This window comes from Ectothiorhodospira lacustris (assembly GCF_022227845.1).
Lineage (GTDB): Bacteria > Pseudomonadota > Gammaproteobacteria > Ectothiorhodospirales > Ectothiorhodospiraceae > Ectothiorhodospira > Ectothiorhodospira lacustris.
The window spans coordinates 358972-373299 of sequence record NZ_JAJNQN010000001.1; the positions used below are offsets into that span (position 1 = coordinate 358972).

The 14328-nt window shown below is 64.1% G+C and carries 11 protein-coding genes; 1 reads left to right on the forward strand and 10 read right to left on the reverse strand.

The window, feature by feature from the left end; genetic code table 11:
* Position 1: 1 nt before the first annotated feature.
* From holA to leuS, 3 genes are read right to left on the reverse strand one after another with little or no spacing between them, the layout of a single operon-like run.
* Entirely contained in the window at positions 2–1033 is a 1032-nt protein-coding gene (gene holA, locus LQ956_RS01665) for a DNA polymerase III subunit delta (protein WP_238629245.1), read from the reverse strand.
* Between the two features lie 9 nt (positions 1034–1042).
* On the reverse strand, positions 1043–1570 hold the full coding sequence (locus LQ956_RS01670; protein WP_238622033.1) for an LPS-assembly lipoprotein LptE: 528 nt from the start codon (positions 1568–1570) through the stop codon (positions 1043–1045).
* Positions 1570–4026, reverse strand: a complete 2457-nt coding sequence (gene leuS / locus LQ956_RS01675; RefSeq protein WP_238629246.1) for a leucine--tRNA ligase — start codon at positions 4024–4026, stop codon at positions 1570–1572. Before leuS ends, LQ956_RS01670 begins: the two co-directional genes overlap by 1 nt.
* Positions 4027–4379: 353 nt before the next feature.
* Between leuS and LQ956_RS01680 the strand changes: the two genes are divergently transcribed.
* Positions 4380–4904: a zinc ribbon-containing protein gene (locus LQ956_RS01680; RefSeq protein WP_238622035.1), complete on the forward strand. Its 525-nt coding sequence runs from the start codon at positions 4380–4382 to the stop codon at positions 4902–4904.
* Here the strand turns inward: LQ956_RS01680 and lnt are convergent.
* The 7 genes from lnt to uvrA all read right to left on the reverse strand — a co-directional run bounded on the left by lnt (position 4901) and on the right by uvrA (position 13915).
* The gene (gene lnt, locus LQ956_RS01685; protein ID WP_238629248.1) at positions 4901–6466 is read right to left on the reverse strand and encodes an apolipoprotein N-acyltransferase; all 1566 of its coding nucleotides are present in this window, start codon (positions 6464–6466) and stop codon (positions 4901–4903) included. The two genes, LQ956_RS01680 and lnt, sit on opposite strands and share 4 nt — an antisense overlap.
* Positions 6467–6470: 4 nt before the next feature.
* Positions 6471–7352, reverse strand: a complete 882-nt coding sequence (locus LQ956_RS01690; protein WP_238629250.1) for a CorC family transporter — start codon at positions 7350–7352, stop codon at positions 6471–6473.
* 21 nt (positions 7353–7373) lie between these two features.
* Positions 7374–7820 (reverse strand): rRNA maturation RNase YbeY, encoded by a 447-nt coding sequence (ybeY, locus tag LQ956_RS01695; RefSeq protein WP_238622038.1) that lies wholly within the window; start codon positions 7818–7820, stop codon positions 7374–7376.
* Complete coding sequence (locus LQ956_RS01700) at positions 7820–8806, reverse strand: PhoH family protein (protein WP_238622043.1); 987 nt, start codon at positions 8804–8806, stop codon at positions 7820–7822. The genes ybeY and LQ956_RS01700 overlap by 1 nt, the downstream gene beginning before the upstream one ends.
* Before the next feature lie 78 nt (positions 8807–8884).
* Positions 8885–10255 (reverse strand): tRNA (N6-isopentenyl adenosine(37)-C2)-methylthiotransferase MiaB, encoded by a 1371-nt coding sequence (gene miaB / locus LQ956_RS01705; protein WP_238629252.1) that lies wholly within the window; start codon positions 10253–10255, stop codon positions 8885–8887.
* Positions 10256–10349: 94 nt separating this feature from the next.
* Positions 10350–10835, reverse strand: a complete 486-nt coding sequence (gene ssb, locus LQ956_RS01710) for a single-stranded DNA-binding protein (protein ID WP_274521503.1) — start codon at positions 10833–10835, stop codon at positions 10350–10352.
* A gap of 242 nt (positions 10836–11077) precedes the next feature.
* Positions 11078–13915: an excinuclease ABC subunit UvrA gene (uvrA, locus tag LQ956_RS01715; protein WP_238622041.1), complete on the reverse strand. Its 2838-nt coding sequence runs from the start codon at positions 13913–13915 to the stop codon at positions 11078–11080.
* Positions 13916–14328: the final 413 nt, after the last annotated feature.

Genomic DNA, 14328 nt, shown 5'->3' on the forward strand with positions numbered 1-14328 from the left:
TTCAGTGTGAGTGGTTGCGGATCAAGGGAGACGGGTGGCCTGCCAATCCCAGAGTCAAGTCTAGCAATTCGTCCCAGGGGCTGCCCGGCTTCTGGCCCTTGGCCACCTGGTCCGCCCTCGCTCCGGCCCGCAACAACTGTCCCAGGGCTTGCAGGGACAGGCGCCGCAGGGCCTGGCGCACCACCGGCTGGCGCTGGGGCGGCCAGACCGACTTGAGGACGACCTGTGGCGGCGTGCCGGCGGCGGCCTGTTCCGCCAGCCGGTTGAGGGTACGGATCTCCCTCGCCAGGGCCCAGCTCACCAGCACCGGCGCGGTGCCCTCGCCCCGTAGACCGGACAGGATACGCACCGCCCTGCCCGCCTCCCCGGCCAGGGCAGCGTCGGTCAGATCATAGACACTGAAACGGGCGCTGTCGGCCACGGCGGCCATCACCGCTGCCTGGTCCACCGGACCGTCCCCCTGCAGCAGCACCAGCTTGTCGATCTCCTGGGCCGCTGCCAGCAGGTTGCCTTCCACCCGCTCCGCCAGTAGGCGGGCGGCCGCGGCAGTGGGGTGCAGCCCGCGACGGCCCATGCGACGGGTGATCCAGGCCTCGGTCCCCGCCAGATCCAGGGGCCAGACCTGGATCATCACCCCGGCCTGCTCCAGAGCCTGACACCAGCGGGACTTCTGCTCCTGTCGCTCCAGTTTGCCGCACTGAACGATCAGCACCGTGTCCGCCGCGGGCTGACGGGCATAGGCCTCCAGCACCTTGCCCCCCTGGACCCCGGGCTTGCCCGAAGGCATGCGCAGCTCCAGCACCCGGCGCTGGGCGAACAGGGACAAGCTGTCGGAGGCGGTCTGGACCTGCCCCCAGTCAAACCCCTTGTCCACGGTGAAGACCTCCCGCTCATCGACCCCTTCAGCCCGTGCCCGCGCCCTGATCGCGTCGGCGGCCTCCATCAGCTGCAGTGGTTCCTCGCCACTGATCAGGTAGACCGAGGCCAGCCCCTTTTGCAGATGGCTCTCCAGTTGCTCGGGTTTGAGTCGCATGGCCGTGCTTCAGTGATCCCGTGCCGCCGCCTGCAGGCGCAACAGGATCAACTGCACCAAGTCGCGGCGCATGGATTCCCGCAGGCTTTGTTCCTGCTCGGCCTGCCCCAGCACACCCTCCGGGTCGAAGAGATAGTCCCGGGTCAGGGTCAAGGTCTGCTCGCGGATCTCGAAATCATTACCGCGCCCTCTCACCGAGTAGCGCAGACGGGTGAAGACCTCGTACTCGGAGACCTGTGCGTCGCGCCCCACGGACAGGGCCCGGCGGCCGCTGCTCAGATCATGGATGCGCAACTCGGCCGTGGCCCCGGACAGGGGCGCCAGTTCCACCCCCCCGGCACGCAGGGCCAGTTGCAGATCGATGACCAGGGAATCGGAGGCACCCAGGCCGGTCACGGCCGTGCGCGCCATCTCCGGTGGCAACCCGGCCGCTCCCCGCAACTGAAAACCACAGGCAGTCAGCAGCAGGCAGGCCATCAGGACCAGGGCGACCCACACCCCTCCCGACAACCACGGCTTGACACCTGGGCCCATCATCACTTGGCAACCACGTTAACCAGCTTACCGGGAACCACGATGATCTTGACCACGGTCTTGCCGTCGATGTGCCGTCTGACGTTGTCATCGGCCAGGGCCAGGGTCTCGATGGCGGCGCGCTCGGCGCCGGTGGGCACCCGCAGATGGCCACGGAGCTTACCGTTTACCTGGATCACCAGCGCTTGGGTGTCACTCTCCAGGGCGACGGGATCCACCTGGGGCCAGGGACAATCCACCAGGGCATCCTGGTGCCCCAACTCGGCCCACAGGCGATGGGTGATGTGGGGAACGATGGGCGAGAGCATGAGCACGATGGCCTCCAGGGCCTCCTGCATCAGGGCGCGCCCCTGGGGCGTGGTGTCTTCGAAGCGGCTCAGGTCATTGAGCAGTTCCATGCAGGCGGCGATGGCGGTGTTGAAGGTATGGCGCCGGCCCATGTCGTCGCTCACCTTGGCGATGGTCTGATGCAGCTTGCGGCGCAACTCGGCCTGGGCCTCCGTGAGGGACGCGGCATCCAGGGACGGGACGGGACCGGCATTGACATGATCGTGGGCCTGCTTCCACAAGCGCTTGAGAAAGCGGGAGGCCCCTTCCACCCCGGAGTCGGACCATTCCAGGGACATCTCCGGTGGTGCGGCGAACATCATGAACAGGCGCACGGTATCGGCACCGTAACGCCGGATCAATTCCTGGGGGTCCACCGTGTTGCCCTTGGACTTGGACATCTTGGCCCCGTCCTTGAGCACCATGCCCTGGGTCAGCAGGTGGGTGAAGGGCTCGTCGCCGGGAACCAGGCCCTCGTCCCGCATCAGCTTGTGGAAGAAGCGGGCATAGAGCAGGTGCAGCACGGCATGCTCGATGCCGCCCACGTACTGGTTGACGGGCAGCCAGTGACGGGCCCGTTCATCCATCATGGCGCCGTCGTTGTCCGGCCCGGTGTAGCGGGCGTAATACCAGGAGGACTCGAAGAAGGTATCGAAGGTGTCCGTCTCCCGCTCGGCCTCGCCGCCACACCGAGGACAGGTGGTCCGGTAGAACTCAGGCATCTTCTTGATCGGGGAACCCACCCCGTCGAAGGCCACGTCTTCCGGCAGCACCACCGGCAGCTGATCTTCGGGGACCGGCACCGGACCGCAATCCGGGCAATTGATGATGGGGATCGGGCAGCCCCAGTAACGCTGACGGGAGACGCCCCAGTCCCGCAGCCGATAATTGATCCGGCGGCGCCCCCTGCCCTCGGCTTCCAGCTGACCGGCGATGGCATTGAAGGCCTGGTCGAAGTCCATGCCGTCGAAGCGGCCGGAGGCCAGCAAAATACCCTTCTCGGTGAAGGCCTCCCGGTCCAGGTCGATGGCGGCGGCCCCATCGGCGGGGCGGATCACCTGCCGGATGGGCAGGCCATAGGCCCCGGCAAACTCCCAGTCCCGCTGGTCGTGAGCGGGCACTGCCATGACGGCGCCGGTGCCGTATTCCATCAGCACGAAGTTGGCGGCCCACACGGGCACCTTTTCGCCGGTGATCGGGTGGATGGCCTTGAACCCGGTGGCCACGCCCCGCTTCTTCATGGTGGCCATGTCGGCCTCGGACACCTTGGTATGCCGGCATTCCTCGATGAAGCCGGCCAGGGCCTGGTTGTCCTCGGCAGCCAGGGCGGCCAGGGGGTGTTCGGTGGCTACCGCCAGGTAGCTCACCCCCATCAGGGTGTCGGGGCGGGTGGTATAGACGGTCAGGGGTTCGTCCCGGCCGTCCACCGGGAAGACCACCTCCACCCCTTCGGAGCGGCCGATCCAGTTGCGCTGCATGGTGCGCACCTGCTCCGGCCAGCCGGTCAGGGTATCCAGGCCGTTGAGCAGTTCTTCGGCGTAGTCGGTGATGCGCAGGAACCACTGGGGGATCTCCCGACGTTCCACCGGGGCGCCGGAGCGCCAGCCCAGGCCGTCGATGACCTGTTCATTGGCCAGCACGGTCTGGTCCACCGGATCCCAGTTGACCACGGCCGTCTTCTTGTAGACCAGGCCCTTTTCGAACAGGCGGGTGAACAGCCACTGTTCCCAGCGGTAGTACTCGGGCCGGCAGGTGGCCAGTTCCCGGGACCAGTCGTAGGCAAACCCCAGGCGCTTGAGTTGGCCGCGCATGTAGTCGATGTTTTCGTAGGTCCACTGGGCGGGGGGGACGCCGTGCTTGAGAGCGGCGTTCTCGGCGGGCAGCCCGAAGGCGTCCCAGCCCATGGGCTGGAGGACATTGCGTCCCTGCATGCGCTGGTAGCGGGCGATGACGTCGCCGATGGTGTAGTTGCGCACATGGCCCATATGCAGTCGACCACTGGGGTACGGGAACATGGACAGGCAGTAGAAGGGTTCCCGGCCGTCATCCTCCCGGGCGAGGAAGCAGTCATTGGCTTCCCACCAGGCCTGGGCATCGATTTCGACGACTTCGGGTTCGTAATGTTCTTGCATGGGTTCCACCGGCTGAATCTGGGAATGCACGGGCCAGGGGCGCAGACCGCCTCTGCGTTGTCCGTGGCTCCGGGAAGACCGGCAAGGATAACGTGACTGCCGGGGGGTCACAACTTCCGGCACATTGACCTGTGCCGGGGCATGGGTGGGACGCGTGAAACCTGGTGTACTCTTGAAAGCATGATGGAAGACAGGGGTAGGCCGTGGTCCCGTCGGCGGGACGCCGTGAATACGTCCCTGTAGGCTTGATTGCCGCATCCCTGCGGCAAACACCCGCCTCCAGGACCACGGCCTCCCCCTTCTGCAACACCGATCCTTTTTATGACCCATGTGCAATGCTGGAGGTTGGAATCATGTCGGACAAACAGAGCGAACATCCCATCCGGGACGGACTGGTCCATGCCTATGACCGGATGCTGGAACGGGTGCGGCATGCCGTGGAAGTGGCAGAGGAAAAGACCGGCCCGACCCTGGAACATGCCATCGAGGACGCCCGTCACAAGGCGGTGGAACTGGGCGAGGCCACCCGCGAGGAGGCCCACGAGGTGGCCGAGTACATCCGCCGAGACCTGCATGACATCGGCGACTACCTGAATGAGTCGAGCCGGGACTTTCGCACCTGGTTCCGCATGGACCTGCAGCTGATCGAGGCCCGGATCCTGGACCTGCTGTCCTCCATTGCCGACCGCACCCGGGTGGAGCTGGCGGAACTGGAGGCCCGCGCCCGGGCGGTCGGGGTCTGGCATACCGGTGAAGTGGCGGCGCCCGGAGTGCTGGCCTGCAAGCAGTGCGGCACCGAGCTGCATTTCACCGAGAGCGGCCGGATCCCGCCCTGCCCGAAGTGCCACGGCACCGAATATCGAAGGGCTCGGGACTAGGAGCGAGGCACCGGTGATGAAGGGGACGCCGGGCCGCGTCGCCCGGCCAGCACCAGCCCCGCCACCAGCAACGTCAGCCCCGTGACCACCGGCCAGTTCCCCCACAGGGCATAGGGGGTGCGCCCTTCCCGGGGCTGCGCCCGGGTGGTCAGCACATGGGTCTGGAACTGGGGCGAGCGATCCCTGAGGCGGCCGCGATGATCGATCACCGCCGAGATCCCCGTATTGGTGGCCCGAAGCATCTCGCGCCCCGCCTCCAGCGACCGCACCCGGGCGATCTCCAGGTGCTGATGGGGTGCGATGGAATCCCCGAACCAGGCATCGTTGGTCACGTTCACCAGCATCTGCGCCCGCGGCAGGGCGCGGATGATCAGGTGCCCGAAGGCATCCTCGTAACAGATGGAGGCCCCCAGCACGATCCCGGCCGCCTCCAGGGTAAAGCCCCCGTGCCCCCGGGACAGATCCGCCATGGGCAACTCGATATAACCGTCCAGCCACTCCAACAGGCCCCGTAGCGGCAGATATTCACCAAAGGGGACCCGCTTGCGCTTGTGATAGAACTGGGGATGCTCGGCATCCACCCGGGCGATGCTGTTGAACATGCGTCGGGTCTCGGGCTCATAGGTGAAGATCCCGGCCAGTAGTTCGCTGCCGTGGGTGCGGGCCTCCGCGGCCAGGGGCCGGAGGAAATCCTCGTCCAGGTAATGATAGAAACTGGGTACCGCCGTCTCGGGCCAGAGGATCAGGTCGCTGCCGAAGGCCTCTTCGGTCAGGTAGGCATACAGGCCCATGGCCGTCACCAGTTCATCCGGACGCAGCTTGTCCTCCTGGGCCATGTTCCCCTGCAACAGACTCACCTGCAGCGGCTCGCCCATGGGCCGGGTCCATTCCACCTGCTTGAGTCCCAGCCCACCCAGCCACAGCACCAGCATCAACCCCAACGCCCTCATCAGCCGGCGCCGGCCACCCACCACGACACCCCAGGCCAGGGCTCCGGCCATCATCGCCGCCACCATGCCGGTCCCGAAGACTCCCAGCACCGGCATATAGCCGGCCAGGGCCGTATCCAACTGAGCCGTCCCCAGCAGCAGCCAGGGGAATCCGGTGAGAAACCAGCCACGCCACCACTCGAACAGGACCCACAGGGCCGGCACCAGCAGCACCAGATGCACGAAGGCGGTCGTCCGACCCCGCAACCGGGCAACCAGATACCCCAGCAGGGCCGGGAACAGGGCCAGCAGCATCACGAAACCGGCCGTGATCAGGGCCGCCAGGGGGGCGATGGCCGCACCGAAGAGATGCAGGCTGTAGTACACCCAGTAGACCCCGGCCCCGAACATGCCCAGGCCGAAGGCATAACCCCGCCAGGCGGCCTGGCGGGGCTGCGCACCGGCCCAGAGTACGAACAGCAGGGCCGGTGCCAGCACACCCAGCAGGCGCAGTTCAAAGGGGGCAAAGGCCGGCACCAGGGCGGCACCGGCCAGCAGGGCCGACAGCAGGGCGGCTCGTGGATACCTTTCCAGCACCCGGATCAGGGGCACAGCCGGAAGCGCGTGGGTCATGGGTTCACAGCGAAGTGGGCTCCGCCGCCTCGGCGGTCGGGGTTTCGCGATAACTCAGTTCCAGCAGATGCACCCGCCGGTTATCGGCCCGCAGCACCCGCACGTGGAAACGATCAAAACTCAGCTCTTCGCCCCGCTTGGGCACATGGCCGAAGCGATGGATCACGAAACCGCCGATGGTGTCGAACTCGTCATCACTGTAGTCGGTATTGAAATAGGCGTTGAACTCCTCAATGGGTGTCAAGGCCTTCACCGTGAAGCGGCCATTGGCGTGGCGCAGGATGTGAGTGAGGAAATCCTCGATGTCATGCTCATCGTCGATCTCACCGACGATCTGCTCCAGCACATCCTCGATGGTTACCAGGCCCGCCACGCCGCCGTACTCATCCACCACGATGGCCATGTGGTTGCGGCTGTTGCGGAACTCCTTGAGCAACACGTTCAGGCGCTTGCTTTCGGGCACGAAGACGGCGGGACGCAGGATGTCCTGCATATCGAAGACCTCCTGGCCGTCCTTCACGAAATAACGCAGCATGTCCTTGGCCAACAGAATCCCCACCACCTCGTCCCGGTCATCCCCGATCACCGGGAAGCGGGAATGGGCCGAGTCGGCCAGAATGGTGACGATGTCGTCCAGTGCGGCATCCCGTCGCACCATGTCCATCTGTGCGCGGGGGATCATGATGTCCCGCACCTGCATCTCGGAGACCTGCATCACCCCCTCGATCATGCCCAAGGCATCGGGATCGATGATCTGGCGCTGGTGGGCGCTGCGCAGCAGTTCCACCAACTGGGTGCGGTCCTTGGGTTCGGCCCCGGAAAGGGCCAGGGTGAAACGCTCCACCCAGCTACGGGCGGGAGGCTCACTGGATCGGTCGGTATTCATATGATGGTTTTTCTGGAAAATTCAGCACACATAAGGATCTGCATGGCCTAATTCTGCCATGAGCAATGTTTCAATCGTCTCCATCACCTCGGCCTCCGCCGGGGACAGATGATCAAACCCCCGCAGGTGCAACACGCCGTGAATCACCATGTGCGCCCAGTGACTCTGCACCGGCTTGCCCTGCTCCGCCGCCTCCCGATTCACCACCGGGGCACAGATCACCAGATCCCCCAAGTGATCCACGGGCACGCCTGCCGGGGCCTCGAAGGGGAATGAGAGCACGTTGGTGGGACCGGACTTGCCTCGGTACTGGTGATTGAGTTCGGCACTCTCCGACACATCGGTGATACGGATCGCCACCGACCCCCCGCAGCCCTGACAGGCCAGGTCCACCCAGCGACGAAAGCTGGCCGGGCCGGGTATCCCCTTGCGCGGCACCGCATATTGAAGCTGGACATCCCGTGACATCAGCGGTCCTTGCGAGACGATTCGCTCGCGTCATAGGCCTCGACGATCCGCTGCACCAGGGGGTGACGCACCACGTCCCGGGAGGTGAAGAAGGTGAAGCTGATACCCTTCACATCCTGCAGAATCTCGATCACGTGGCGCAACCCCGACTGCCGGGGATTGGGCAGATCCGTCTGGGTCACGTCGCCGTTCACCACCGCGGTGGACCCGAAACCGATCCGGGTCAGGAACATCTTCATCTGCTCCGAGGTGGTGTTCTGGGCCTCGTCCAGGATCACGAAGGCATCATTCAGGGTGCGGCCACGCATGTAGGCCAGGGGCGCCACCTCAATGACGTTGCGCTCCATCAACTTGGCCACCTTCTCAAAGCCCAGCATCTCGTAGAGGGCGTCATACATGGGCCGCAGATAGGGATCGATCTTCTGGGCCAGGTCCCCCGGCAGGAAGCCCAGCCGCTCCCCGGCCTCCACCGCCGGACGCACCAGCACCAGCCGTCGCACCCGCTCCGTCTCCAGAGCCTCGCAGGCAGCGGCCACGGCCAGGTAGGTCTTACCCGTGCCCGCCGGCCCGATGCCGAAGTTCAGGTCATGGGTGCGGATGTTGCGCAGGTAGCGGAGCTGGTTGGCCCCACGACCGCGGATCACGCCCCGCTTGAGATGCAGCGGCGTTTCGTCATCATCCGCCTTTTCCTCCCGCCGGGCCAGCAGGCGGTCAATCCCCGACTCCTGCAGATGCAGGTGGACGCGGGCGGGGTTGAGGGTCTCCTTTGCGGTGGCACGGTAAAGATCCCGCAGCAATTCGGCCCCGGCCTGAGCCGGTTGCGGGTCTCCGATCACGTTGAAGCGGGCACCTCGGTTGTTGATTTCCACGCCCAGGCGCTGCTCCATGAGCCGCAGATGCTCATCGAACTGACCACAGAGGTTTGCCAGGCGCAGGTTGTCGGCGGGCTCCAGGGACAGTTCCACTGTCACCGGAGGGGCCGCCACTTGAGAATCGGCAGAAGTTTCAGTCAAGGCAGGTTCAGGCCATCAAGGCAGGTTGTGTGTCCACGGAGTATAGCCGGATCAGCCGCCCACGGCGGCCTTCGGCATCGGTTCGGGCTGCCGTTCATCGGGCACCCGTTCGCCCCGCAGTGAATGACTCAGGGCCTGGGTAATGCACACCGGGACGAATTGCCCGATGCAGTCCGGATCCGCCGGGAAGTTCACCACTCGGTTGTTGCCGGTGCGTCCCGCCATCCAGCGCGGGTCCTTGCGGGACGGTCCTTCCACCAGCACCGACTCCACCCGGCCCACCATGGCTTCGCTGATGGCCTGGGCGGAGGCATTGATGGTGTCCTGCAGATGTTGCAGGCGTTGCTTCTTCACCGACAGGGGCACGTCATCGTCCATCACCGCCGCCGGGGTGCCGGGACGGCGACTGTAGATGAAGCTGAAGGACTGGTCAAAGCCGATGTCATGGATCAGTTTCATGGTGGCCTGGAAATCCGCTTCCGTTTCACCGGGGAAACCGACGATGAAATCCGACGACAGGCAGATATCGGGCCGGGCCTCGCGGATGCGCCGTATCTTGGACTTGTACTCCAGGGCCGTGTGCCCGCGCTTCATGGCCGCCAGTATCCGGTCCGAACCGCTCTGTACCGGCAAGTGCAGATGGCCGGCCAACTGGGGCACCTCAGCGAAGGCGCGGATCAGGCTGTCGGAAAACTCCACCGGATGGGACGTGGTGAAGCGGATGCGGTCGATCCCGTCCACCGCCGCCACATAGTGGATCAGCAGAGCCAGATCGGCGATCTCGCCATCGTGCATGGGTCCCCGGTAGGCGTTCACGTTCTGCCCCAGCAGATTCACCTCACGCACCCCCTGGGCCGCCAGCTGGGCCACTTCGGCCAGGACGTCGTCGAAGGGCCGGCTGATCTCCTCGCCCCGGGTATAGGGGACGACACAGTAGGTGCAGTACTTGCTGCACCCTTCCATGATGGATACAAAGGCGGTGGGGCCGCTGGCCCGGGGCTCGGGCAGAGCGTCGAACTTCTCGATCTCGGGGAAGGACACGTCCACCACCGGATAGCGGCCGCCCCGGGCGCTTTCCAGCATCCGGGGCAGTCGGTGCAGGGTCTGGGGACCAAAGACCATGTCCACGAAGGGGGCTCGCTCCCGCAACAGCGCCCCTTCCTGGCTGGCCACGCAACCGCCGACACCGATCACCACGCCGGGGCGCTGTTCCTTGATGGCACGCCAACGGCCGAGCAGGGAAAAGACCTTTTCCTGGGCCTTTTCCCGAATGGAGCAGGTGTTGAGCAGGAGCACATCCGCGTCCATGGGATCATCCGTCAGTTCGCCCCCATGGGATTCACGCAGCACATCCAGCATCTTGCCCGAGTCGTACTCGTTCATCTGGCAGCCGTGGGTCTGGATATAGATCTTGGTACGCATGGGGTGATTCTTGGGAGTCCGGTCAGGCAAAACGAACGCGATATGAATGCTGCAGAACAAGCCCCTCTCACCTTGTGGGAGAGGGGATAAAACCTCAGAAGGGAATATCGTCCTCGAAATCATCCTGCATGGGACGACTGGAAGATGCCGCCGGGGCTGGAGCCTGCCGGGGGGTGGGCCTGCCGCCGTCGCCGGCGTCATGGCCACCCGTGCGTCCCCCTTCGAAATCACCGGACCCGCCGCCGCTGCGACCACCCAGCATCTGCATTTCATTGACCACGATCTCGGTGGTGTAGCGCTTGATGCCATCCTTTTCCCATTCACGGGTCTGCAGGCGCCCTTCCACATAGACCTGGGAACCCTTGCGCAGGTATTCGCCCGCGATCTCCGCCAGGCGCCCGAAAAACACCAGCCGGTGCCACTCGGTGCGCTCCGTCCAGTCGTTAGTCTGCTTATCCTTCCAGCGCTCTGCAGTGGCCAGGCTCACGTTGGCCACGGCGGCCCCACTGGGCATGTATTTCACATCCGGATCATTGCCCAGATTGCCGATGAGGATGACCTTGTTGATGCCTTTAGCCATGAGACCGCTCCAGAAACAGAAATCGTCCATTGTATCGTGATTGAAGGGGCAGGACCGGATTTTATCCGGCCGCCCACCAGAGCATAGCCTGTCCACAGGCTCATGTGGGAGCCTGCGACTCGTCGTCACCCCCGCGAAAGCGGGAGTCCAGGGTACTGCGCCGAGGCTGGGCCATGGATTCCCGCTTTCGCGGGAATGACATGCAGAGAACCGCACTCACTCACCTTGAGAACCGTATTCGATCATCCGGTGGGATCCAGCGCCAGCATGGGCGCCAGAAACCGCCCCGTATGTGACCGGGGTTCGACGGCAATCTGCTCGGGCGTTCCCGCAGCGATGATCTCGCCGCCACCGGAGCCCCCTTCCGGTCCCAGGTCAATGAGCCAGTCCGCCGTCTTGATCACGTCCAGATTGTGCTCGATCACCACCACCGTATTGCCGTGATCGCGCAAGCGATGCAGCACCTTAAGCAACTGTTCCACATCATGGAAATGCAGGCCGGTGGTGGGCTCATCAAGGATATAGAGGGTACGACCGGTATCCCGCTTCGACAGTTCCCGTGCCAGCTTCACCCGCTGGGCCTCGCCACCGGACAGGGTGGTGGCATTCTGCCCCAGCTGAATATACGAGAGCCCCACATCCATCAGTGTCTCCAGCTTGCGCCGCAGGGCCGGTACTGCCTGGAAGAATTCCAGGGCATCCTCCACGGTCATCTCCAGCACCTCATGGATGGTCTTGCCCTTGTAACGAATCTCCAGGGTCTCCCGGTTATAGCGCTTGCCCTTGCAAACATCGCAGGACACATAGACATCCGGCAGAAAATGCATTTCAACCTTGATGACACCATCGCCCTGGCAGGACTCGCAGCGCCCGCCCTTCACATTGAACGAGAAGCGCCCCGGGGCATAGCCCCGTGAGCGGGCCTCCGGCACCCCGGAAAACAGCTCGCGGATGGGCGTGAACAGCCCCGTATAGGTGGCCGGGTTGGAACGGGGCGTGCGACCGATGGGGCTCTGGTCGATGTCCACCACCTTGTCAAAAAACTCCGCCCCTTCCAGCACGGCATAGGGTGCCGGGTGCTCGCCGGCGCGGTTGATGCGCAGGGCCATGAGACGATAAAGGGTATCGTTGATCAGAGTGGATTTGCCGGAACCGGAGACACCGGTGACGCAGGTGAACAGCCCCACCGGAATAGACAGATCCACATCACGCAGGTTATTGCCGCTGGCGCCACGGATGACCAGTTGACGCGCGGGATCCAACGGATGCCGTCGGGCGGGGACATGAATCCGGCGATGTCCGGACAAGTACTGTCCGGTCAGGGATTCACCGAAACGACTGATCTCCTCCGGGGTCCCCTGAGCCACGATACGGCCGCCGTGACGACCGGCGCCGGGGCCGATGTCCACCACATGATCCGCCCGACGGATGGCGTCCTCATCGTGCTCCACCATAATCACCGTGTTGCCCAAATCCCGCAGATAGGTCAGGGTGTTGAGCAAGCGCTCGTTATCCCGCTGATGCAGACCGATGGAAGGCTCGTCCAGGATATACATGACGCCCACCAATCCGGCTCCGATCTGGGAGGCCAGCCGGATACGCTGGGCCTCCCCCCCGGACAGGGTATCTGCAGACCGATCCAAGGTGAGGTAATCCAGTCCCACGTTCACCAGAAAATCCAGCCTGGCAACGGTCTCCTTGACGATTTTCTCGGCAATCCTGCCCTGCTTGCCGGGCAACAACAGACCCTGAAAGAAATCACGAGCCGTCCCGATGGGCAGACGGGTCAGCTCGGGTAACGTGTGGCTCCCGATGAACACATGTCTGGCGGACCGATTCAGACGCGTTCCCAGGCAATCCGGGCAGGGATGCATGGAGCGATACTTGGCCAGCTCCTCGCGCACGGCACTGGAATCCGTTTCCCGATAGCGGCGCTCCAGATTGGGAATGATCCCTTCAAAGGGGTGGCTGGAACGGGCGACCCGTCCCCGTTCGTTCTGATACTCGAACTCGATGCGCACACGACCACTGCCGTGGAGCACCACCTGTCGGACCGACTCATCCAGTGATTGAAACGGGGCCTCGATATCGAAATCATAATGCCGCGCCAGACTCTGGATCATCTGGAAATAGTAGGCATTGCGCCGGTCCCAGCCCCGCACCGCACCGCCCGCCAGACTCAGCTCCGGGTGGGCCACTACCCGCTCGGGATCGAAAAACTGCTGCACACCCAAGCCGTCACAGGTGGGACAGGCGCCCACTGGGCTGTTGAAGGAAAACAGCCGTGGCTCCAGTTCCTGAATGGCATAGCCGCAGACGGGGCAGGCAAAGCGGGAGGAAAACACCAGCGGGACCCGGTTCGGCTCATCCAGCCAGGCCACTAGGGCGATCCCCTCGGAGAGATTCAGGGCAGTTTCCAGAGATTCCGCCAGGCGCACACGGACATCATCCCTCACCCGAAAACGATCCACCACCACCTCAATGGTGTGCTTGCGGCGGGGTTCCAGCTTGGGGGGATCATCCAGTTCCACCAACTCGCCATCAATACGGGCACGCAGATAGCCCTGTGATCGCAGCCCTTCGAGCACGTTCAGGTGCTCCCCCTTGCGCTCCTGAATCACGGGGGCCAGCAGCATGAGCTTATCCCCTTCGGGGAGCGTCATGACCTGATCCACCATCTGACTCACGGTCTGGGCCTCCAGGCTGGTGTCGTGATCGGGGCAACGAGGAATCCCTGCACGGGCAAACAGTAGGCGCAGGTAATCATAGATTTCAGTAATCGTCCCCACGGTGGAGCGCGGGTTATGAGACGTGGTCTTCTGCTCGATGGAAATCGCGGGAGACAAACCCTCAATATGATCCACATCGGGCTTTTCCATCACCGACAGAAACTGCCGAGCATAGGCCGACAGAGATTCCACATAGCGGCGCTGCCCTTCGGCAAAGAGGGTATCGAAGGCCAGGGAAGACTTACCGGATCCGGACACTCCGGTAATGACGATCAGTCGATCCCGCGGTAGTGTCAGATCCACGTTCTGCAGATTATGGGTACGGGCACCGCGGATGAGGATGTGTTCCATAGAACTAAGGCTCCCGGAAGGGTTGCCGGCAGGCAAACGATCATTCTAACACTGAAAAGCGAAGCCCCTGCCGTCACGCCCCGCAGAGTCCCCACACCCTGTAGCTCTCTCCTTGTCTTCTTCCCTCCTGCCGTCGCTCTGCCCTTTCGCCGTCACGCCCGCCCCCCCTGTCGTCACTCCCGCGCAAGCGGGAGTCCAGGGTGTTGAGTCTGCCGATGGATTCCCGCCTTCGCGGGAATGACGATCTGCAGGGCTGCACTGGACTCACTGCTCGGGAGACTGATGGATTCCCGCTTTCGCGGGAATGACGCGGCGGTGGCGGGAATGACGGTATGGAGTCCTGCCCGGGGTTGGTGGGAGCGCGAGGGCTGTGTGGCTTAGGGGCCGGTGAGGCGGGGTGGTCTGAATTGCGG